Raw genomic sequence first — 22506 nt, forward strand, 5'->3', positions numbered from 1 at the left:
GCGGGTCTCCTTGCCCTCGGCCACCAGGGTGCCGACCCCGGTCTTGGTGAAGAAGGCCGGGATTCCGGCGCCGCCGGCGCGGATGCGCTCGGCGAGCGTGCCCTGCGGATTGAATTCCAGCTCCAGCTCGCCCGAGAGGTAGAGCTTCTCGAACAGCTTGTTCTCGCCGACATAGGACGAGATCATCTTCTTAATCTGCCCGCTCTCCAGCAGGACGCCGAGGCCAAAGCCGTCGATCCCGCAGTTGTTGGAGACGACCGTGAGGTTCTTCACCCCGGCCTCGCGGATCCCCGCGATCAGGTTCTCAGGAATGCCGCAGAGGCCAAAGCCTCCAGCCATGATGGTCATGCCGTCGAAGAGCACCCCAGCCAGGGCTTCAGCGGCGTCCTTTTGGGTTTTTCCAGCCATGACAGCCCTTTTAGCCGCAATCTGAGGTTTGAGAACTGGGTCAGGCGAAAAAGTTCATCACCTGATGAAGTCTATTCGGCGAGTTGCCTTGGCGCCTTCGACAGGACATCGGCCGCCTCGGTATTGAGCGCCTTGCCACCATGGCGCGGGACCGAGAACGGCTCGGGCGTCGGGGTGGCCATGTTGCCGCGCATCAGCCAGCGGCCCGCCTGGATACCGCCAGCGACCTGCAACTCCAGCCGCTCATTGTCGGCGCGGCGAACGTCGCGGACGATCTCGGCCGCCTCCACCTCATCAACGCCGAGCTCGATCAGGGTGCGCTTGCCGAAGGTCAGGGCCGACTCGAAGGTCTCGCGGATCTGGAAATCGACCCCGGCCTTGATCAGCCGCAGCGAGTGACCGCGGTCGAAGGCGCGGACCAGCAGCTTGGCCAGCGGGAACTCGGCCTTGACCAGTTCGACGATCTTGTCGGCCACGTCGGGCTTTTCCACGCAGACCAGGATCGCCTCGGCGGTGTCGGCGCCCGAGGCGCGCAGCACGTCCAGTCGGGTGCCGTCGCCGTAATAGACCTTGAAGCCGAAGGTGCTGGCCGCGCGGATCATCTCGACGTCGGTCTCGATCAGCGCCACCTCGATGCCGCGTGCGAGCAGCGGCTGGCTGACCACCTGGGCGAAGCGGCCAAAGCCAACCAGCAGGACCCGGCCCTCCAAGCCGGCGGCGGCCTCGATGCCGTCCATCGATTCCTTAGGCGCGGGCAGCAGCCGGTTCAGGACGATGACCACCAGCGGCGTCAGCGCCATCGACATGATCACGATGGCGGTCAGGGCCGCGCTGGTGCGCGCGTCGAACACGCCGGCGGCGACGGCGGCCGAATAGAGGACGAAGGCGAACTCGCCGCCCTGGGCGAACAGGGCCGCGCGCTGGATGGCCTCGCGGTGACCAGCGCGGAACAGCCGCGCGACGGCGTAGATGCCGGCCGCCTTGACGACCATGAAGGCCACGACCCCGGCGAGGATCAGGCCCCACTCGGACGCCACCACCGACAGGTCGAGCGACATGCCGACGCTGAGGAAGAACAGGCCGAGCAGGATGCCTCGGAACGGTTCGACGTCGGCCTCGAGTTGATGGCGGAAGGTCGATTCCGACAGCAGCACCCCGGCCAGGAACGCGCCCATGGCCATCGAAAGCCCGCCCCACTGCATGAACAGCGCCGTACCGAGGACGACCAGCAGGGCCGCGGCGGTCATGATCTCGCGCGCGCCGGTGCGGGCCAGGATCTGGAAGAATGGATTGAGCAGCCAGCGGCCAGCGGCGATCACCGCGGCGATGCAGGCTAGGCCGATCAGCACGGCCATCCAGACGGGGCGGCCAGTGTCGACGGCTGGCCCGCTCATCGAAGCCATCAGCGCGACCAGGGCCAGCAACGGCACCACCGCCAGATCTTCCAGCAGCAGGATCGAAACGGCGCGCTGCCCCGCCTCGGTCGAGGTCTCGCCGCGCTCGTCGAGCATCTTCATGATCACGGCGGTGGAGGACAACACGAAGCCGCTGGCGCCGATGATCGCGGCCTGGACCGGCAGCCCGCCGAGCATGGCGACACCCGACAGCAGGGCGCAGCAGAGCAGCACCTGGGTCGCGCCGAGACCGAAGATCTCCTTGCGCAGCGACCACAGCTTGGCCGGGCGCATCTCCAGCCCGATCAGGAACAGGAACATCACCACGCCGAGCTCGGCGACGTGCAGGATGGCCTCGGGGTCGGCGAACAGCTTCAAGCCGAACGGGCCGATCACCAGGCCGGCGGCCAGGTAGCCCAGGACCGACCCGAGACCGAGTTTACGGAACACTGGCACCGCGATCACCGCGGCGGCCAGCAGGGCCACGGCGTGCCCCAGGTTCATGCCCGCAGCCTCGGCCGCCATGCGCGCTCCAGTTCGTATCGAGGAGGCCGTCGCGACGGTGCGGGACCTGGGCGTATGTGGTGTCAAAACCCCCCTCGGCGCAACCGGGACGGCGACAAGACGGGCCGGAGCGCCAAGTCTGTCCATAACGACGTCAGCGGCTAGGCAAAGTTTGGCAGGCGAGCCCCTGCTCCGGCGTCGCGGGAGCAGGGGCCCAAATCAAAGTCAGCCGGTGTGAGGGCGCAGGATGATCTCCACGCGCCGGTTCTTGGCGCGACCCTCCTCGGTGTCGTTGGCGGCGATCGGCTGGGTCGAGCCGCGGCCGGCCACATAGAGCCGGTCACGCAGCACCCCGCCACGATTGGTCAGGTTGTCGGCGACCGCCAGGGCGCGACGCTCGGAAAGCTGCTGGTTGTAGTCAGCCCGGCCGGTGGAATCAGCGTGGCCGACCACGTCCACCAGGGTCTGCGGATATTCGTTGAGGCTGCGGGCGACCGAAGCCAGGGTGTCGTAGAACTGCGGCTGAATGTCCGAGCGGTCGAAGCCGAAGGTCACGTCGCTGGGCATCTGCAGGACGATGTTGTCGCCCTGGCGCTGAACCTCGACGCCGCTGCCGGCCAGGTCGCGGCGGAGCTGGGCCTGCTGGCGGTCCATGTAATTGCCGACCCCCGCGCCGGCGAGCGCCCCGACGCCAGCCCCGATCAACGCGTTCTTCCGGCCCTGTTCGCTGCGGTTGGTGTTGGTCAGGTAGCCGAGAGCCGCGCCGCCCAGGGCGCCGGCCAGTGCGCCTGTGCCGGTGTTGTTGCGGACCGGCTGTCCGGTGTAGGGGTCCATCGTGGTGCAGGCCGACATGGCGCCCGCGCCAAGGATACAAGCCGCAAGGGCGGTCCAGTTACGCATTACTGATCTCCAGTCGAATTGGGGGTCCGATGCGAACGCCGCCGCTACGGTCAAGGTTCCGGGTGCGCCGGGTAAAGGATCAGACGTGACGACAGCATCGATCGAGCCGGTCTCATTCGAGCGTTTTGGCCAAGACTTCCAGGGTTTCTCGCAGGATCTGGGCGGTTCGTTCGCCCGCTATGGCTTTGCGGTCATCGCCGGCCACGACCTGCCCCAGGCGCGGATCGACGCCGCCCTCGCCGCCACCAAGGCGTTCTTCGCCCTGCCCGAGGCGGTGAAGCGCAGCTATGTCGCCGGGGTCGGCGGCCAGCGCGGCTACACTCCGTTCGGCATCGAGACCGCCAAGAACGCCGAGCACTTCGACCTGAAGGAGTTCTGGCACATGGGGCGCGACCTGCCCGCCGGGCATCGGTTCCGCGAGTTCATGCCCGACAATGTGTGGCCGGCCGAGATCCCGGAGTTCCACACCGAGATCGCCTGGCTGTTCAACACGCTGGACGCGCTGGGCCGCCAGGTTCTAGAGGCCATCGCGGTCTATCTGCAACTTGACCGCCAGTTCTTCGCGGCCACGGTGGATCACGGCAATTCGATCCTGCGCCTTTTGCACTATCCGCCGGTGCCGAAGGACGGCCCCAACATCCGGGCAGGCGCGCATGAGGACATCAATGTCATCACCCTGCTGCTCGGCGCCGAAGAAGCGGGGCTGGAGGTGCTGGACCGCGACGGCCAGTGGCTGGCGATCAATCCGCCGGCCGGCTCGGTGGTCTGCAATATCGGGGACATGCTGCAGCGGCTGACCAACCACGTCCTGCCCTCGACCACCCACCGAGTGGTCAATCCAGCGCCGGAACGCAGAGGCTTTGCGCGCTACTCGACGCCGTTCTTCCTGCACTTCAATCCGGACTACGAAATCACCACCCTGCCCGGCTGCATCAACGACGCCCATCCGGACAAGGGGCTGGCCCCCATCACCGCCGATGCGTTCCTCAAGGAGCGCCTGCGGGAGATCAAGCTGCTGTAGGGCCGATGAGCTAAGCGGCTGGAATCCTGATCTTTAGATCCACCCGCACCCGCCCTGCAGAACGCCGTTCTGGTAAAGACGGAAATTTAACCCTCTTCAACCCAATCTCCGGCCGCAAGAAGTCTGGGGAACATGATGCCCAAGGATGGAGCGGCGTTGCTGGCCGAGGCCGCGCGCCTCGCGGCGATCGCCACTCTCGACCTGGACGACCTGAAGCCAACCTTCGAAAGAATCGGCCGGTTGGCCCGCGCCTTTGCGGACCTGGAACTCGGCGACGTGGTGATGGTCGGCGCCAAGCGTAGCTGGCACGCCAGCGTCGGCCCCGACTGGACCGACGAGCAGGTCTGCGAGGACCAGTCCTTCTCCGAGGTCGTGGTGCGTGACGACACCCTGCTCTGGGTGACCAACGCGCTCGAGGATCGGCGCTTCCACGACCACCCGAACGTCGCCGGCGCGGAGGGCGTGCGCTTCTATGCCGGCGCCCCGATCCGGCTGGCGGACGGACAGGCGATCGGGGTGGTCTGCGTGGCGAGCGGCGCGCCGCGCGCCTACGACCCGGCCCTAGCCGAAGTGCTGATCGACCTGGCGGCCATCGCCTCCAACGAATGCTCGCGCCACCACGCCCAACGCGACCTGGTGAAATTCGCCGGCGAGGCCGAAGCCGCCAACAAGGCCAAGAGCGAGTTCCTGGCCAATATGAGCCACGAGATCCGCACGCCGCTCAACGGGGTGATGGGCATCGCCGGCGCCTTGGCCAAGACCAGCCTGAGCGGGCCGCAGGCCGAGATGGTCGAACTGATCGAGACCTCGGCCCAGACCCTGGAGGCCCTGCTCACCGACATCCTGGATTTGGCGCGCATCGAGGCTGGCCGCCTGGAGATCCGCCCCGAGCCGTTCGACCTGGTCACCTCGGTCAACGCCTGCGCGGCCCTGTTCGAGGCCAGCGCCCAGGCCAAGGATCTGAAGCTGACCGTCGAGATCGAGCCCTATGCCCATGGGTCTTTCGAGGGCGACGGACCGCGCCTGCGCCAGATCCTGACCAATCTGCTCGGCAACGCCGTGAAGTTCACCAGTCAGGGCGAGGTCAAGCTGCTGGTCGCCGCCGAGCGCGACGAGACCAGCACCCACCTGACATTCACTGTTTCAGACACCGGCATCGGTTTCGACGAGGCGACCCGCCAGCGGCTGTTCGGACGCTTCCAGCAAGCCGACGGCTCGATCACCCGCCAGTACGGCGGCACGGGCCTGGGCCTGGCCATCTCGCGCACCCTGGCCGAGGCGATGGGCGGCGACCTGAGCGCGCAAGCGACGCCCGGCCAAGGCGCGACCTTCGTGCTGTCGCTGGAACTGCCTCGCCGGCATGGAGCGGTGGAGATGTGGGGCGAGCATGAGACCTGCCAGCCCGACGAGGCGGAACTCGGCGCCATGCGGGTGCTGCTGGCCGAGGACCATCCGACCAACCGCCGCGTCGTCGAACTGATCCTGGGCGCGGCGGGGGTGGAGCTGATCTCGGTCGAGAACGGGGCCGAGGCGGTGGACGAGGCCGCGCGTTCGCACTTCGACCTGATCTTGATGGACATGCAAATGCCGGTGATGGACGGCCTGACCGCCATCGCCGCGATCCGCAGGCGCGAGGCCAAGCTGCATCGCCACACGCCGATCTACACCCTGACCGCCAACGCCATGCCCGAACACGCGCAAGCCTCGGCCCGGGCCGGGGCCGACGGCCACGTGACCAAGCCGATCACCGCCGAGCGGCTGCTGCACGTGGTTGAGATGGTCTGGTCCGAGAAGGTCGCGCGCGCCTCATCGCCGGAGCCCATGGCCGCGGCGGTGGGCTGATCCTCCCGGGCGAGCACGTGGCTTTACGCGCTCCAATGGTTGTCATCCGGGAAGTCACGCAGCGCGCTGTCCGGGACCCGGTCTTGCTTCGCAAACCGGGATGACATCTCTGGGCTATGCAATCCCTGGGGAGATGCGGAGCTAAACGCCCTACTTCGCGAAGATGCCCATCAGGGCGGGCCGGGCGAACACCGCCGGTGCGGCCTTTTGCGTCACACCATTGACCCAGAAGCCGAGCTCGGCGCCGGCGTTGAGGGTGGCGTTCAGCATCTGTGCTGCGATGAACGGATCGACCGGCCGGATCGAACCCTCGGCGATGCCGTCGGAAATCATCGAGGCGAAGCGGTCGGAGACCCGGTTGGAGTGGGCGACCTGCTCTTCGCGGATTTCGCTGGGCAGGGCCGAGAGCGCCGAGGTCCGCAGCAGCGGGCCGTACTCCGAAAGCTGGTACTCGGCGAGCGCGGCGGCGGCGCTGGAAATCCGCGCCCACTGGTCACCGTCGATGCCCATGGCCAGGCGCTGGACCCGGCGCATGACGTCGAAGGTGCGGTCGAAACAGGCGACGACCAGGTCATCCTTGGCGTCGTTGTGGTGATAGAACGAGCCCTTGGTGACGTTCAACTCGGCCGAGATCTTGTCGACCGAGGCGCCGCGATAGCCCCGGCTGTTGATCAGCCGGGTCGCGGCCAGCAGGAAGGTCTCGCGGCTCATCTCCGGCCCCTCGCGCGCGGCGAGGTCGGCCAGCGGGATCGGGGTCGGCTCCCAGGCCCCGCCATCGACCGCCAAGCCGCCAACCAGGATGTCGTACATCCGCTCGCGAATCCGGCCGTAGTCCTCGGGATCGTACTTCTTCAGCCAGACCGCCGCCCAGAACAGTTGCTCCAGCAGCATATGGGTGCGCGCCGTGCGCCGACCGCGTCCCAGCCAGGCGAAGTCCGGGGCCTCGAACAGGCCGCGCACCTTGCGGAACAGCCGCATGAAGGCCTCGAAGACCTCGGTGCGCTGTGGGTTGTTGAGCGCCCGGATGTCGGACAGGGCCGGCAGGGGCGGCGCCTCGCCCACCGCTGTGAGCCGCAGGCGCTCGAGATAAAGCTCCAGCAGCTTGTGCAGCCGCGCCTGGGGCGTGGACTCGATCAGCGAGGCCTCGACGGCGGCCAGCAGCCAGTCCAGGCCGCGCATGATGCAGGCGGCGGCCAAGTCGTCCTTGCGTTTGAAATAGTAGGTGACGCTGGTGGTCGAGAGTCCGACGGCCGAGGCGGCGACAGCCAGGGTCAGCCCCTTCACGCCGTGTTCGTTCAACAGGATCGTGGAGGTGTCGAGGATGGCTTCGCGCTTCTTCTGGAAGCGGTCCGTCGATCGAGCCCCCTTACGTTCAGCCATAGGTTTCCTGTCACTCCGCCCCCGCGCGGCTTCTCGCTCGAAGCCTGCGCTAACTTCTTAGTATCGAAAGCACCTTTCGGTGCAAAGCGTCCGCCTCTGGCTCAGCTTGACGCAAAGGGATAGGGCGAGATCGACTTGGTGAAATCATCCACCGTCAGGGTCCGGTTGATCGGCTCGGCCGCGCGCTGTTTGCAGGCTGGTCGCTCGCAGATCCGGCAGGCCGGACCGATGGCGGTGGCGGCCGGATCACGCAGGTCGATGCCGCGCGAATAGACCAGCCGCTCGGCGAACTTCAACTCGCAGCCCATGCCGATCGCCAACTCCGAGTCATCGCCGGAATAGGAGGTGGCGATGCGGCTGACGGTGCGCGACAGGGTGAAATAGCGCTGGCTGTCGGGGGTCTCGACGATCTGGGTGACGATGCGGCCTGGCGTGCGGAAGCTGGAGTGGATGTTCCAGCGCGGGCAGGTGCCGCCGAACCGCGAGAACGGGAAGGTGGCGCCCGCGAACCGCTTGGAGATGTTCCCCGCCGCATCGACCCGCAGCATGAAGAACGGCACGCCCCGCGCACCCGGCCGCGACAAGGTGGTCAGCCGATGGCAGGCCTGTTCGAACGACACCCCGAACCGCGCGCGGATCAAATCGATATCGTAGGCCGTGCGCTCGGCCGCCTCGTGGAAGGCGGCGTAGGGCATGAGCAGCGCCGCGGCCAAGTAGTTGGCGAGCGACACCTTCATCAGGTTGCGGGTCGGACGGTCGGGCGCGCCCGAGCGCTCGGCCAGGACGTCGAGCAGCGGTCCGTGTTCGAGCATGGCCAGCTGATAGGCCAGGGCGAAGGATCGGCCAGAGCCGGTCAGCACCTCCGACAGGAACAGCCGCTTACGATGATGATCGTAGCGGCGAACCGACTCCGGCAAGACGTCGACCGGGACGATCCGCACCGCGACGCCGTAGCGCTTGGCCAGAGCCTCGCGGGCGGCGGCGGCGAAATCCAGCGGCTCACAGGCGAGGTCGGCCACCAAGGCGTCGGCGGCCTCCTCCAGTTCGGCGAAGTAGTTTTTCTGCGTCTGGATGAAGTCGCGCACCCAGTCGGACGGCGTCACCGTCGGGCCCGAGGTCGCACCCTCCTCGGGCCGGCCGATGGCGCCGAGATCGGTGAGACGGCGCTGGTCGAGATAGGCCCGGTAGAGCCGCACGATGGCCTCGGAGACCGCCGGCGCGCTGTCGGCGACCTCGGCGATCTCGTGGCGAGCGACGCCCAGGTCGCGGAACATCTGGTCGGAAAACACCTCCGACAGGCCGGTGGCGTTGGTCGATTCGGGGTCCGAGGACAGGGTCTTGAGATCAAGGTCATAGGCCTCGGCCAGCCGCAGCAGCACCTGGGCCGTGACCGGGCGCTGGTTGCGTTCCAGCAGGTTCAGATAACTGGGCGAAACCCCCAGGTCCTCGGCCATCCGCGTCTGGGTCAGGCCAAGTTCGCGGCGCATGCGCTTCATGCGCGCGCCCAGGAACAGCTTGCGGTCAGTCGACGGGAGAGCCATCGAGTCTGATTGTCACAGATTTACAATTGTGACAACGTCGCGCTGTGACAACTACGCCTTGTTGCACCCGATAGACGCTTCGCTCCCAGCGCAGTCAGGGTTAGAGCAGATCATGGCTTGTAAAAGCCGATCAGTTCCGGCCTCGGCCGGGGGAGCAGGTACCATGACCAAGGAACGGTTCTGGGTTATTGGCGGCGAATATAGCTGCCTCGCCTTCACCAAGCTGAAGAACGGCGCGCCCCAGGTATTGGGGCCCTACGAGTCGCGCGACGAAGCCAAGGAAGTCTGGCGCAAGGTGTCCACGGAGACCCGCAGCCAAGCCACCACCCGCTTCGCGATCGCCTCGGAACAGCTGGTTCTTCCGGCCTGACGTCACGGGGCTCACGCGCCCAGTTGTCTCTCCTCGAGCCCGTCCCGACCGCGAGGTCAGGACGGGCTCGCTTTTTATGCGCCGGGATCTGGGATGCGATGCGCTCAACTCGGCGCGCCGGCCACGGCCAGGTTGCCAAGCCAGGGACGAATGACGTCGAGCAGCTCGCTCGGAACCTCCAACGGGATCATGTGCCCCGTGCCTGGGATAACCGCTAGCGTGGAGCCGTGTATGCCGGTGTGAAGCTCCGCCGCCTCATCCAAGCTACGCAGCCGATCGTCCGCGGCGGCGACAACCAAGGTCGGGCAATGAATGGAGCCGAGCTGATCGGTATCCCCGGCGCGCCCCAAGCTGGACTGACGCACGAAGACGTCTCCGCCAAGCCTGACGCTCATGGCGCGAATACGAGCAATTAGCAGCTCATTCGCATGCGCTGATCCCAGCGACGACATGATCGCGCCGCGGCTTAGTCCGCCGAACTTGGATAAGCTGGGCGTTCGGGCGACGGTCGCCTTTCGCTGAGCTTGAACCTCTGTATCGCCGCGCGACGAGGTGGCGATCAGGATCAAACCAATGACGCGCATCGGCGCCAGCCGGATCACCTCGCGCGCCACGTAGCCCCCCATGGAGAAGCCAATCAGGACAAATCGCTCGGGGGCCTGCGCCAGCAGCCTCAGCGCCATTTCCTCGATGGTCGCGCCACGCGAAAGGTCGGCGTAAGAGAGGCTGCCGACCTGCGCCAAATCCTCGGCGACATCGGCCCAGAGGTCATCGTCCAACATGTAGCCGGGGACGAGAACAATGTTCATGGCGCGCCTCTGATCCGACTGAGATGGGTCAACCGAAAACGCGAACCCCAGCGCCGCTGATGGCCGGCGCGGGGCCGGCCATCGTTGGTCGATGGGCGAAAACCAGTCCCTACTTCTGGACCCAGGCGCCCGCGGTGTTCTGGTAGAATTCACCGGGCTTGAGCAGTCCCTGCACCACCGAACGGAACGCCGAGGCGCCGGCGGCAGCGGGGGTGACGCCGTTTTTCGCGGCGGCTTGGGCGTAGAGTTGGCGACGGCCGGCGTTGATCTCGGACACGGCGGCCTTCACATCGGCGCTGGCGGCGCCGGCGTTCACGAAGCCCAGAAAGCCGTCAGCCTGCTCGCCCACCACGCCGGCCGCCTTGGCGGAATCGACGGCGGCCTTGGCCGAGGCGGGATCTGCGAGGGCCGCGCCAGCCAGGGTGAGGCTGCCGACCACGGCGGCGACAGGCGCCATCAGTTTGAAGAAGCTCATGGTCATACCCCTTAGAACAGGTTCGGATTCTGCTGGATCAACGCCTTGACGTCATCGTCGAGGCGCAGGCGCACGTCGGCGTCCAGCTTGGCGTAGATCGTGATTGGCGCAACCTCCACCCGCACGGTGGGCGCACACGCGCTCAAGAAGGCCACGCCAGCCAAGGCGGCCGCGGCGGGAAGAGCTCTGTTCATACGGTTCTCCAAAATCACGGCCTCAAGAAGCATAGCCAAGGTGCGCCGTCACGGCTGAACCGCTTGTGAACCGCGCAGCGCCTGATAGTCGGCGAAGTCCTTCAGCAGCTGATCCATGTTCAACGAGGTGTCCAGGGTCAGGTCCACCTTGGTGCCCGACGGCAGCGGCAGGGTCTTGTTCATGAAGTCCCGGCGGATCAGCTCCATGATCGTCAGGCGAATTTCCTGCTTCTGCGGCGGCGTGTGCTCGCCCTTGATATGGAGCAGGACGCCTAGCCGCCCGTTGTCGAGGCTGTTCACCTCGGCGTCGAGCTGGTCGAAGGCGAGATGCTCCATGGCCTGGTAGGCGAACTCGGTGAAGGTGTTGGTGGCCTCCGGCGCGACCTCGGCCGGGACCGGCCCGGCGGCGGTGACCGCCCCGCCCTCGGCGCCCACCGTGGTCAGGGCCTCGCGCAGGATCGACAAGCGTCCCGGCTGGATCGCCGCCAGCCTGCCGCCCGCGACCCGCACGCCTTGCGGGGTCACCTCGAACGGCACCCGGCCGGTCAGGCGGGCGTCGAGATCGACGCGATCGCCGAACGGCGAGGCCTCGACCAGTTCCTTGACCTGCACGCCTTGGAAGTTGAGCACGCCCTTCCACGAGGCCCCGGCCTTGAACGGCACTGTGAAGGGCTCGAAGGCGAGGGTTCCACCGCCGACCGCGAGCTCAGCGCCCTCGATGGTCAGGCCGTCACCCTCCAGGCCGAACCGGATATCGACCTCGGTCAATGGGACCAGGGTGTTCACCGCCTCGGCCTTCAGGCTCTGGCCAGGCGCGGCGATGGGCGGGATCAGACTGGTGAACGCCACCTGCCCGCTCAGGCCGACGACGGGGCCGAGCGGGGAGACGAAGTCCAACCGCTCGACGGTAAGCGTCCCGCGACTGGACGAGGCGTCCGGCCCCCAGCCGATCTGGCCGTCGAAACGCGCGCGGCCGGCCGCCGGCGAGGCGACGATGGCGGCGAGCGGTGAGAGGCTCACCGGCTGCAACCCGCCCTCCGCGAAGGTGAGCATGCCGGTGTCGAAAGCGAGGTTGCCGCGCCCGTCAGCCCCGTGGCGCAGGTCGGCCTCCGCCAGGCGGCGCCCCTCGAGATCGGTCAGAATCAGATCCCCGGTCCAGCCGCCGTTCGCAGCGCGAACCTCGCCCGAGCCCCGCACCGGGAGGAAGCGGGTCTCGGCAGCCAGGTCGTCGATGCGCACGCTCGCGATGCCCACCCGCCCGCGCAGCGCCGCGCCCTTGCCGCGCAGATCAATCCGGGCCGCGGCTTCGGAGACCTTGGCCTCCAGGAACGGGATCGCGGCGGCGGCCTTCACGACCTCGCCGCGCAGCCGCCACTCGCCGTCCTGCATGGCGAACAGCGGCGCGCCTTTGATCGGGCAGAGCTGAGCGGCGACCTTCTCCAGATCGCTCTCGCCGAGCTCGATATGCGCCGCCGTGATCGGGGCGCAGCCGTTGGCGGTGAAGTCGAGCCCCCCGCCCGCCAGCCGCAGGTCGCCAGATTCCTCGAAAGCGCCGTCCTGCACCGGGGCGAAACTGCCCGCAACCTTGACCTGGCCGCTGGCGACCAAGCCGTCCGGCGTCAGCCGGTAACTGCGGGCGTTGATGCTGGCCTCGGGCAGGCCGCCCCCGGAGACGGTGAGGTCGAAGGCCCCCGCGCCATTGGCGTAGATCGCGCCGCCGGCCCGGTGGAGCGAGGCTTCGCCGCCGCTGTCGGTGCGGATCCTGGCAGGCACGCCGAGACGCACCGACAGGTCGTCGCCCGAGGCGCTGATGGTCAGCGAATTGGCGGTGAGCTGGAAGCCGGAAGCCGCCTTCTTTAGGGCGAGCGTGGCCGGGTCGTCGGCGGCCCGCGCCGGGCCAAGGCCCGACCACGCCCCGCGCGTGCCGAACGAACCGCGCAGCGCCAGGTCCAGCCGGTGGTCATCGAAGGCCACCAGGCCGCCGAAATCGGCGCGGGCGTTCTTCAGGGTCAGGTCGCCGGCCTGGGCCGAGGCTGCGGTGACCAGGGTGGTGACTTCGCTGGAGACCACGTCGCCGGCCGAGCGTGTCCAGCGCAGATCGCTGACGCTCGCCTGGGCCCGCAGGCCCTGGGCATGGGCGCCGGCGCCGCTGAGCCCGGCCGCGCTCGCCTCGAGCGAGCCGTCGCCGCTGAGGCCGAGCGTCTCGAACCAGCCGGTCGACGAGCCGTCGAACTTGGCCAGCAGCTTGAAGTCCTTCAGCCGGCGCTCGCCCGCGGTGAGGGCGGCGCCGTCCAGGTCAAGCCGCGCGGTGACCTTGCCCTCGCCGCGCTTCTTCTCGAAATCGGGATAGGGTCCCTGGGCGGAGAAGCGCAGATTGCCCCGATTGGCGACAACGCCGCCGGCCGCCAAATCGAGAACCGGCGCGGTCAACAGGATGTCCACCCGGTCGCGATTGGTGATCAGCAGCAGCTGCGACGGACCGGTCGAGGCGCTGAGCCCCTCGCCTTTCAGCACCGCCGGGTCGAAACGGGCGTCCAGCGCCATCAGCTTGCCCTGCTCCATCCGGCCATTGGCGCGGGCGGTCAGCGGGCCATAGTCGGTGGCCAGGCGGATCACGCCCTCGCGGACCACGATCTTCGGCTTTGGCGCGCCGGCTCGGGGCGGCCGCTTGGTGAATTCCTCGATCAGCGGGTCGAGCGAACCGAGGCTGAATGCGCCGCCCTTCAGGCTGGCCCGCACGATCGGCCGGTGCAGGGTGACCGAGGCCACCTCGACGCCCAGCGGCCGCCCGGCCCAGAAACCGGTGAGGCCGTAGCGGATCTCCACCAGGTCGGCGGTGACGTCGGGGTCGCGCTCCGGTCCGACCCGAACCCGGGCCGAAAAGCCGCCGAACTCGAACTGTCGGAACTGCACCTCGGCCGGGACGCCGCGGGCCTCCAGCCAGCCGACCAGGATCTCGCGCGCGATGATCCGGCGGGTCACATAGACGCTGGTTCCCGCCACGACCACGACCAGGGCCACGACCGCCAGGGCCGTGCGCCTTCGCCGCCACCGGCGTCGGGTCGCCCTGGGTGGCGGAGAAGGATTGGTCTCGGAATCGGTCAAACGGGACGACGTCGGCTGCTTTGGGTCAGGTCATAACGCAAAACAGCCGAAAGCGTGGCCGTCGCGAAGTTTTAAAGTCCGCCGAGGGTCGCCAGGGCCACGCCGCCGTCAACCGCGATGGTCTCGCCGACCACATAGTCGCCGGCGCGGCTGGCCAGATAGATCGCGGCCGCGGCCATGTCCTCGTCGCGACCGATGCGGCGCGAGGGGATGCGCTTGGCGATCTCGTCGCCCTGGTCGCGGGCCACCCGGTTCATTTCCGAGGCGAATGCGCCGGGTGCGATGCCGGTGACGTTAATCGAATCCTTGATCAGCTCGGCGGCCATCCGGCGGGTCAGATAGATCAGGCCCGACTTGCTGGCGTGATAGGAATAGGTCTCCTGCGGATTGAGGCGGATGCCGTCGATCGAGCAGATATTGATGACCTTGGCCGGCTGATCATGGCTGGCCGCGGCCTTCAGGGCGCCATGCAGAGCCTGGGTCAGGAAGAAAGGCGACTTCAGGTTCAGGTCCATGACCTTGTCCCAGCCGCTTTCGGGAAACTCGTCGAAGGGCGCGCCCCAGGCCGCGCCGGCGTTGTTGACCAGGATGTCAAGCTTCGGCTCGGCGTCGCTCAGCCGCGTCGCCAGCGCCTTGCAGCCCTCGACCGTCGCGACGTCCTGCGGCAGCGAAATGCAGTTTTCGCCAAGTTCGGCCGCGGCCTCGTCACAGGCGCCGGGCTTGCGCGACGAGATGTAGACCTTGGCGCCTTGGTCGATGAAGCCCTTGGCGATCATCTTGCCGATGCCGCGCGAGCCGCCGGTGACGAGGGCCACCCGGCCCTCCAACGAGAACAGTCCCTGAGCCATGTCTTGCTTCCCCTAAGGTGATCGTAGTTAGGGCTTATGGACCCGTGTTCGGCGTCCGGAAACCCAAAGGATTTTTGACTCGCGCCGGCTTGGCGGGGGCTATAAACAACCGTTTGAATCGAGGGTGGCCACGTCCACGAGCCGCCCCTCTCCAATCAGTCGAGGATGCGCAAATGGCCGAGATCAATTCGGTGACCGACCTCTCGCTCGAAGGCGACGTCGCTGTCATCACCCTCAATTCACCGCCGGTGAACGCCCTGTCGGCCAAGGTCCGCGAAGGCCTGTACGAAGGCTTCAAGGCCGCCATCGCCAACGACGCCGCCAAGTCCATCGTGCTGATCTGCGAAGGCCGCACCTTCATCGCCGGCGCCGACATCACCGAGTTCGGCGGCGCGATGGCTGGTCCCAGCCTGACCGACGTCCAGGACATGATAGAGAACTCGCCCAAGCCGGTCATCGCCGCGATCCACGGCACCGTGCTGGGCGGCGGTCTCGAAGTGGCGCTGTGCGCCCACTACCGCGTCGCGGTTCCCTCGGCCAAGTTCGGCCTGCCGGAAGTGAACCTTGGCCTGCTGCCGGGCGCCGGCGGCACCCAGCGCCTTCCCCGCGTGGTCGGCCCCGAGCGGGCCCTGGAAATGATGACCACGGGCCGCCACGTCCCGGCCAAGGAAGCCCTGGCCGGCGGCCTGACCGACGAGCTGGTCGAAGAAGGCAAGCTGAAGGAAGGCGCCATCGCCTTCGCCAAGAAGGTGGTCGCCGAAGGCCGCCCGCTGCGCAAGATCCGCGACCAGAACGAAAAGGTCGAAGCGGCCCGCGGCAAGCCCGAGATTTTCGCCGACTTCCGCAAGGCCAACGCCCGCAAGTTCCGCGGTTTCCTGGCTCCGGAATACAACATCCAGACCATCGAAGCGGCGGTGAACCTGCCCTTCGACGAAGGCCTGGCCGTCGAGCGCAAGCTGTTCAACGAACTGATGAGCGGCCCGCAATCGGCCGCTCAGCGCTATTCGTTCTTCGCCGAGCGCACCGCCCAGAAGATCCCGGACGTTCCGGAAGACACCGCCCTGATCCCGATCAAGAAGGTCGGCATCATCGGCGCCGGCACCATGGGCGGCGGCATCGCGATGAACTTCGCCAACGCCGGCATCCCGGTGGTGATCGTCGAGCAGAAGCAAGAGCCGCTGGATCGCGGCCTGGCCACCATCCGCAAGAACTATGAGCGCACCGCCTCGCGCGGCGGCATCACGGCGGCCCAGGTCGAGGAACGCTGCGCGCTGATCACCGGCTCGCTGTCGATGGAAGACTCGTTCGCCGATGTCGATCTAGTGATCGAGGCGGTGTTCGAACGCATGGACATCAAGAAAGACATCTTCACCAAGCTCGACGCCATCTGCAAACCCGGCGCGATCCTGGCCACCAACACCTCGGGCCTGGACATCGACGAGATCGCCTCGGTGACCAAGCGTCCGGAAAGCGTCATCGGCCTGCACTTCTTCTCGCCGGCCAATGTGATGAAGCTGCTGGAGATCGTCCGCGCCGACCACACCTCCAAGGAAGTGATCGCCACCTCGATGAAGCTGGCCAAGCAGATCGGCAAGGTCGCCGTTCTGGTCGGCGTCTGCCCCGGCTTCGTCGGCAACCGCATCCTGGGCGCGCGCCAGCGCGAAGCTCAGAAGCTGGTCATGGAAGGCGCCATGCCGTGGGACATCGATCGCGTCCTCTACGACTTCGGCTTCCCCATGGGTCCGTTCGCCATGAGCGACCTGGCCGGCCTGGATATCGGCTGGGTGAAGGAAAAATCGAAGGGCGAGAGCATCCGCGACGTGCTGTGCGAAGCCGACCGTCGCGGCCAGAAGACCGGCGCCGGCTACTATGACTACGACGAAAACCGCGTCGCCAAGCCGAGCCCCTTCACCGAGAAGGTCATCAACGACTTCATCGTCAAATCGGGCGCCAACCCGCGCAAGATCAGCGACGAGGAAATCCTCGAGCGCTGCATCTTCCCGATGATCAACGAAGGCGTGAAGATTCTCGAAGAAGGCAAGGCGATCCGCGCCTCCGACGTCGATGTGGTCTGGCAGAACGGCTACGGCTGGCCGGTCTATCGCGGCGGCCCGATGCACTACGGCGACCAGGTCGGTCCGGCCAAGGTGCTCGCCAAGATGAAGGAATTCCAAGCCACCATGGGCGACCAGTTCAAGCCTGCCGCTGCGCTGGAAAAGCTTGTCGCCGAAAACAAGAAGTTCGCCGACCTGTAAGGCGACTTGTTCCTACCCCAGGGATCCGGGTCCGGATCCCTGGGACGATCTTCCTCCCCAATTCCTAGGATGCTCCTCCCATGCGTGAAGCGGTTATCGTCTCCACAGCCCGCACCCCGATCGGCAAGGCCTATCGCGGCGCGTTCAACAACACCTCGGGCGCCGAGCTCGGCGGCCACGTGATCCGCGCCGCGGTCGAACGCGCTGGCGTCGATCCGGGCGAAATCGACGACGTGGTCATGGGCGCTGCCCTGCAACAGGGTTCGACCGGCAACAACATCGCCCGCCAGGCCGCCCTGCGCGCCGGCCTGCCGAACACCGTCTCGGGCATGACGCTCGACCGCCAGTGCTCCTCGGGCCTGATGGGCATCGCCACGGCCGCCAAGTACATCATCAACGACGGCGCGACGGTTGCCATCGGTGGCGGTCTGGAGTCGATCAGCCTGGTGCAGAACGACAAGATGAACCGCTATCGCACCAGCGATAAGTGGCTCAACGAGCACGTGCCGGAAATCCACACCTCGATGATCGAGACCGCCGAGATCGTGGCCGACCGCTACGGCATCAGCCGCGAAGCCCAGGACGAATACGCCCTGCAATCGCAGCAGCGCACCGCCGCGGCCCAGGCCGCCGGCGTGTTCAACGCCGAACTCGCGCCGCTGACCTCGATCATGATGGTGCAGAACAAGGAAACCGGTGAGTTCTCCGAAAAGGAAGTCACCCTGACCCAGGACGAGGGCAACCGTCCGTCCACCACCCTGGCCGATCTGCAGAAGCTGGCCCCGGTCTTCAAGGGCGGCATCTTCGTCAAGGAAGGCAAGTTCGTCACCGCCGGCAACGCTTCGCAGCTGTCCGACGGCGCCGCCGCCGTGGTGCTGATGGAACGCAAGGAAGCTGAAAAGCGCGGCCTGACCCCGCTCGGCGCCTATCGCGGCATGGCCGTCGCCGGTTGCGGTCCGGAAGAAATGGGCATCGGCCCGGTCTTCGCGATCCCGAAGCTGCTGGCCCGCAACGGCCTGACCATCGACGACATCGACATGTGGGAACTGAACGAGGCCTTCGCCTCGCAGGTCCTGTACTGCCGCGACAAGCTGGGCATCGATCCGGCGAAGTACAATGTCTCGGGCGGCGCCATCTCGATCGGCCACCCTTACGGCATGACCGGCGCCCGCGCGACCGGCCACATCATGCATGAAGGCAAGCGTCGCGGCGCCAAGTACGGCGTCGTCACCATGTGCGTCGGCGGCGGCATGGGCGCGGCCGGCCTGTTCGAAATCTTCTAGATTTCCAACAGGTTCACGACCTTAGAGAGGTCGGAAACAATGTGTGACGAAGGGTCGCCTCGCTGGGGCGGCCCTTTTTCTTTGGTGAATCAACGGGAAAGCATGCCGCGACACCAAATTGATACAACCTGCGTGTGAATACGATTGCATGCTTCTTGCACTGCGTTAGTGGCACATCCAATTGTTGCGCTGCAGCATTCCAGTCTGACACACAGGTCCCGTTCGTGTTCTCCCAGATCCGCAAGTTCGTTCTCCCGATCGCCGCAATCAGCGCGATCGCGTCCGCTTCGCCCGCCCTCGCCGACGCCAATGTCGGCCTGCAGGTCATGCGTGAGTACAACCTCGTCGTCCTGGGCAATCTGAAGTCCAGCTCCGAGGTCGAGGGCCGCACCTTTGTCGGCGGCAACCTGACCGGCAACTCGTCCAACTACTTCATCAAGGGCGGCAAGGCTCCGACCTCCACCGCGCCCGGCCTGACGGTCGTCGGCAGCGTAAGCGGCGGGACCAAGCAGCTTAACAACAGCTCCGGCGCCCTGATCGGCGGCTCGATGTCGAGCGGCCTGAACCTGAACGGCGGCAACCAGACCGTGACGATCGGCGGTTCGGCGTCGAACATCAACGGCAGCAAAGGCAGCACCGTCCAGATCGGCGGCGCGGCCAGCGGCAACATGAACAAGAACGGCGGGACGATCCAATCGAACCTCGGTCTGCCCGGCTTCTCGGCCGGCCTCCAGGTCCAGGCCACCGACTATGCCCTCGGCGTGAAGGACCTGTCGGCCTATCTGGCCGGCCTGACCCCGACGGACCAGGTCAGCTTTCCGCTGCAGAACCGCATCCAGTTCTCGCCCGCCACCGGCGACGGCAAGCTGGCCGTGTTCGACCTGGCCGACACCAGCGTCTTCAACAAGGTCGGCGAGATTCAATTCCTGACCAAGGGCTTTGACACCATCGTCGTCAATGTCGGCGGCAAGGACGCCAAGATCGCCAAGAACTTCATCGGCGCCAACAGCGGCCTCGGCGAGCATGTGATCTGGAACTTCTACGAAGCCCAGACCGTCGATTTCGGCTCAAATAGCTTCTACGGCTCGGTGTTGGCTCCTTACGCCTCCGGCAAGATCGGCAACTTCATCCAGGGCTCGGCCGTCTTCGGCAGCCTGGAACAGAATGGCGAAATCCATCTCGGCGGCTTCGCCGGCAACCTGCAAATCCTGCAGTCGGCCGTTCCGGAACCGGCCACCTGGGCGATGATGATCGTCGGCTTTGGCTTGATCGGCTCGACCATCCGCCGCCGCAACCGCGTCGCGCTCGCCGCCTAAACTCGCGTCTGATGAATTGAGCGGCCCCGCTCGCGAGATCAATTCTCGCGTGTCGGGGCATTCGCCGTTAGGCTCCCGGCGGGGCTCCCAGAGGGCCTTGCCTGGATCCGCACTTTAATGATCGTCTTCGCCTCGGCCGTCGTGCTCCTCCTCCTGGTGCTCAACGGCCTGTTCGCCATGTCCGAATTGGCCGTGGTGTCCTCCCGACGCGCGAAGCTGCAAAGCCGGGCCGAACGGGGCGACAAGGGCGCGGCAGCCGCGCTCCGCCTATCTGAAAACCCCACCCGCTTCCTGGCCGCCGTCCAGGTCGGCATCACCCTGATCGGCATTCTGTCGGGCGCCTATGGCCAGGCGACCATCGCCGGCGAACTCGACCTGATGCTCGAGACCATTCCGGCCCTGCACGACTATTCGGAGCTGATCTCCACCGCCGTGGTGGTCGTGATCATCACCTATCTGTCGCTGATCGTCGGCGAACTGGTGCCCAAGCGCTTCGCCATGGCCTTCCCCGAGACCATCGCCGCGCTGGTGGCGCGTCCGCTGACCCTCATGGCCAAGGCGATGGGCCCGTTCGTCACCCTGCTGACGGCCTCCACGGTCGGCGTGCTGCGCCTGCTGGGCATTCGCGACCAGCGCGGTGAGAAGATCACCCAGGAAGAGGTCGAGAGCGCCCTGGCCGAGGGCGCCAGCGCCGGACTGATCGAGCCTGAGGAACAGGCGATGATCGGCGAGGTCCTGCGTCTGGGCGACCGCCAGGTGCGGGTGGCCATGACCCCGCGCCGCGACGTCTACTGGATCTCGCTGGCCGACACCCCCGAGCAACAGAAGGAAGACATCCGCGCCTGTCCCTATTCGCGGATCGTCGTGACCAGCGGCGCCGACGTCGAGGAGCCGGTCGGCGTGATCCACAAGAAGGACGTGCTGGACACCCTGATCGACGGAGCCCCTCTGGACATCGCCAAGATCATGGCGACGCCGCTCTACATCGTCGACAACACCTCGCTGCTGCGCGCCGTCGAACTGCTCAAGCAGACGCCGCTGCACATGGCCCTGGTGGTCGACGAGTTCGGGGCGCTGGAAGGCATCGTCACTCCGACCGACCTGCTGGAAATGATCGCCGGCGACTTCCACGAAGACCACGACGCCGAGAACCCCACCACGATCCTGCGCCGCGAGGACGGCAGCTTCCTGGTGGACGGCCGCGCCGACGTCGATGACCTGGCCAAGGCCCTGGGCGCCGATTTCAGCGAGACCACCCACTTCCACACGGTGGCCGGCCTCATCCTGCACGAGGTCGGACGCCTGCCCACCGAGGGCGACGTGTTCCAGATCGGCGGCTACCGCGTCGAGGTGATCGACATGGACGACCGCCGGATCGACAAGCTGCTGTTCACCAAGCAGCAGAACCCCGACGAACCCTCGCTGACCGACATCCTGTCGACCTAGGGGCGACCCAAGGCCAAGCTTGGCAACCGTTCCTTCATGATGAACGGGTGAAGTCTGCCTCATTGGCGGGGGGGCCCTTGAGTACGGGAGGGTCCGTCATGGACTTCAAGATCAGGCTGGGCCTCACCGCCGCAGCCGCCGCTGTCGTATTGGCCGGCTGCGCGGCCGCGCCGCCGCAAAGGGGCGCCGCCCAGGCGGTCCGCGCTGATCGCCAGATCGAAGCCCAGGCCAGCGCCTTCGAGGCCTTCATGCGCAATGCGCGCGCCATCGACGACAAGTTCCCCGGCCCCGCGGCGGTGGCCGAAGGCCTGCGCGTCGGCTCGGCCTATGATCCCAAGCAGATGGAGGCCGGCATGATCGCCTATGCCGCCGTCGCCGCCTTGCAGGATCCGAAATTCGTGGCCGGCGTGCGCAAGGCCGGCAAGGACGGGCAGCTCGCCAAACGGCTGGTCTCAAGGCCCGACCTCGCCACCAGCCTGCCCGGCGCCGATTCGGGCGCGGCGCGCGCCAACGCCGCGCTGTTCCGCCAGGGCGAGGCGCTGAACGCCAGCGGCATGCGGGTCAAGAAGGTCTCCTACAGCATCCAGCACCAGGCCTGGTCCCAGGTCTTCGTGCCCGACGCCAAGGCGCGGCTGACACGGGTCAAGCAAATCTCCAGCGCCGGCTATCGTCCGGTCGCGGGCGACGAGGCCAGACTTTATGCGGCGGTGTCCGACGGCGGACGGCGCGGCGGGCCGGCGAGCCCCGTGGTCACACGCGGCCTGGCCGTGGCCGCCCTGACCGTATTGGGCGACGGGGCCAAGGCCAAAAGCCTGCTGAACGAACCCAAGAGCGGCATGTGCCTGCGGGTGGCCAAGCTGAACCTCTATCAGTGCCTGGCCAGCGCCGGCCCGTATTACGAGGACATCTTCTGCCTGGCCATGCACGGCATGATGGAGCCCAGCAGCTGTGCGACAAAAGCGGCCGGGGCGCCGATCCGGACAGCCCAGCGATAGTCGGCGCCTAACAACCGTCGAAGTCTGGACTAAAGTCGCGCGGCGCCAACCGACCGGCGCTGGAGATCGCCGATGCTGCCGCCCGACCCGGACAACCCTTTCTCGCGTTCGAGCCCCTGGGGACGCTTGCCGTCCCAAGGGCGGATGCGGATCGGTCCGCTGCCCAAGTCCACGGAGGCAAGCGCCCAGCCGCCCGAACCCACGCCCGCGCCGGTCCCGCCCAGGCCGGCGCCCAAGTCGTTCTCGACCGCGCCGACGCGGCCCTCAGGCATCCTCAGCGGCGGTTCGCTGACACCGCAAGGCGCGGCGCCGCGGCCGCTCGCCACCCTGCCCATGCCTGGTACGCGCGCGCCCACACCGCTCGCGACCCGGCCGCTCGCGGGCGCGCCGGCTCCGCGCCCCGCGACGCCGACGCCCGCC

18 protein-coding genes and 1 pseudogene are annotated in these 22506 nt (G+C 67.1%); 9 read left to right on the plus strand and 10 right to left on the minus strand.

Annotated elements, in window-relative coordinates; genetic code table 11:
- The 3 genes from Q7T84_RS07010 to Q7T84_RS07020 form a co-directional block, all read right to left on the minus strand.
- Window positions 1-408, minus strand: a 408-nt coding sequence (locus Q7T84_RS07010; RefSeq protein WP_304807102.1) for a CoA transferase subunit A, incomplete at its 3' end; no start/stop codon positions are given.
- 71 nt (window positions 409-479) lie between these two features.
- Window positions 480-2327, minus strand: coding sequence for a monovalent cation:proton antiporter-2 (CPA2) family protein (locus Q7T84_RS07015; protein ID WP_304807104.1), 1848 nt, complete (start codon window positions 2325-2327; stop codon window positions 480-482).
- Window positions 2328-2531: 204 nt separating this feature from the next.
- Entirely contained in the window at window positions 2532-3206 is a 675-nt protein-coding gene (locus tag Q7T84_RS07020) for an OmpA family protein (RefSeq protein WP_304807106.1), read from the minus strand.
- Between the two features lie 85 nt (window positions 3207-3291).
- Between Q7T84_RS07020 and Q7T84_RS07025 the strand changes: the two genes are divergently transcribed.
- Together Q7T84_RS07025 and Q7T84_RS07030 are read left to right on the plus strand one after the other, a co-directional pair.
- On the plus strand, window positions 3292-4227 hold the full coding sequence (locus Q7T84_RS07025; RefSeq protein ID WP_304807108.1) for an isopenicillin N synthase family oxygenase: 936 nt from the start codon (window positions 3292-3294) through the stop codon (window positions 4225-4227).
- A 135-nt stretch (window positions 4228-4362) separates the two neighbouring features.
- Complete coding sequence (locus Q7T84_RS07030; protein WP_304807110.1) at window positions 4363-6069, plus strand: GAF domain-containing hybrid sensor histidine kinase/response regulator; 1707 nt, start codon at window positions 4363-4365, stop codon at window positions 6067-6069.
- 150 nt (window positions 6070-6219) lie between these two features.
- Here the strand turns inward: Q7T84_RS07030 and Q7T84_RS07035 are convergent, their stop codons facing one another.
- Window positions 6220-7449, minus strand: a complete 1230-nt coding sequence (locus Q7T84_RS07035) for a TetR/AcrR family transcriptional regulator (RefSeq protein ID WP_304807112.1) — start codon at window positions 7447-7449, stop codon at window positions 6220-6222.
- 101 nt (window positions 7450-7550) lie between these two features.
- Window positions 7551-8990 carry a short-chain fatty acyl-CoA regulator family protein gene (locus Q7T84_RS07040; protein WP_304807113.1) on the minus strand — a complete coding sequence of 480 codons (1440 nt, stop codon included), beginning with the start codon at window positions 8988-8990 and terminating at the stop codon, window positions 7551-7553.
- A gap of 163 nt (window positions 8991-9153) precedes the next feature.
- On the opposite strand from Q7T84_RS07040, the gene Q7T84_RS07045 reads away from it, so the two are divergent.
- Window positions 9154-9360, plus strand: coding sequence for a hypothetical protein (locus Q7T84_RS07045; RefSeq protein WP_304807115.1), 207 nt, complete (start codon window positions 9154-9156; stop codon window positions 9358-9360).
- 104 nt (window positions 9361-9464) lie between these two features.
- Here Q7T84_RS07045 and Q7T84_RS07050 read toward each other — a convergent pair whose 3' ends face one another.
- The 5 genes from Q7T84_RS07050 to Q7T84_RS07070 all read right to left on the minus strand — a co-directional run bounded on the left by Q7T84_RS07050 (window position 9465) and on the right by Q7T84_RS07070 (window position 14791).
- A complete protein-coding gene (locus Q7T84_RS07050) occupies window positions 9465-10169 on the minus strand; it encodes an alpha/beta fold hydrolase (protein WP_304807117.1) in 705 nt (234 codons plus the stop codon).
- A 109-nt stretch (window positions 10170-10278) separates the two neighbouring features.
- Window positions 10279-10644, minus strand: a complete 366-nt coding sequence (locus Q7T84_RS07055) for a YdbL family protein (RefSeq protein WP_304807119.1) — start codon at window positions 10642-10644, stop codon at window positions 10279-10281.
- Between the two features lie 11 nt (window positions 10645-10655).
- Complete coding sequence (locus Q7T84_RS07060) at window positions 10656-10838, minus strand: YnbE family lipoprotein (protein ID WP_056736326.1); 183 nt, start codon at window positions 10836-10838, stop codon at window positions 10656-10658.
- A 48-nt stretch (window positions 10839-10886) separates the two neighbouring features.
- Window positions 10887-13859: a YdbH domain-containing protein gene (locus tag Q7T84_RS07065; RefSeq protein WP_304807126.1), complete on the minus strand. Its 2973-nt coding sequence runs from the start codon at window positions 13857-13859 to the stop codon at window positions 10887-10889.
- A 155-nt stretch (window positions 13860-14014) separates the two neighbouring features.
- Window positions 14015-14791, minus strand: a complete 777-nt coding sequence (locus Q7T84_RS07070) for an SDR family oxidoreductase (protein WP_304807128.1) — start codon at window positions 14789-14791, stop codon at window positions 14015-14017.
- 173 nt (window positions 14792-14964) lie between these two features.
- Between Q7T84_RS07070 and Q7T84_RS07075 the strand changes: the two genes are divergently transcribed.
- The 6 genes and pseudogenes from Q7T84_RS07075 to Q7T84_RS07100 form a co-directional block, all read left to right on the plus strand.
- The gene (locus tag Q7T84_RS07075; RefSeq protein ID WP_304807130.1) at window positions 14965-17046 is read left to right on the plus strand and encodes a 3-hydroxyacyl-CoA dehydrogenase NAD-binding domain-containing protein; all 2082 of its coding nucleotides are present in this window, start codon (window positions 14965-14967) and stop codon (window positions 17044-17046) included.
- An 80-nt stretch (window positions 17047-17126) separates the two neighbouring features.
- Complete coding sequence (locus Q7T84_RS07080; protein ID WP_304807131.1) at window positions 17127-18329, plus strand: acetyl-CoA C-acyltransferase; 1203 nt, start codon at window positions 17127-17129, stop codon at window positions 18327-18329.
- A 224-nt stretch (window positions 18330-18553) separates the two neighbouring features.
- A complete protein-coding gene (locus tag Q7T84_RS07085; RefSeq protein ID WP_304807133.1) occupies window positions 18554-19645 on the plus strand; it encodes a collagen-binding domain-containing protein in 1092 nt (363 codons plus the stop codon).
- 117 nt (window positions 19646-19762) lie between these two features.
- A complete protein-coding gene (locus Q7T84_RS07090) occupies window positions 19763-21091 on the plus strand; it encodes a hemolysin family protein (protein ID WP_304807135.1) in 1329 nt (442 codons plus the stop codon).
- 98 nt (window positions 21092-21189) lie between these two features.
- Window positions 21190-22086: a hypothetical protein gene (locus Q7T84_RS07095; RefSeq protein ID WP_304807137.1), complete on the plus strand. Its 897-nt coding sequence runs from the start codon at window positions 21190-21192 to the stop codon at window positions 22084-22086.
- A gap of 72 nt (window positions 22087-22158) precedes the next feature.
- Window positions 22159-22506, plus strand: a pseudogene (locus Q7T84_RS07100) (hypothetical protein); the annotation flags it as partial.

Source organism: Phenylobacterium sp., from assembly GCF_030654915.1.
Classification (GTDB): domain Bacteria; phylum Pseudomonadota; class Alphaproteobacteria; order Caulobacterales; family Caulobacteraceae; genus Phenylobacterium.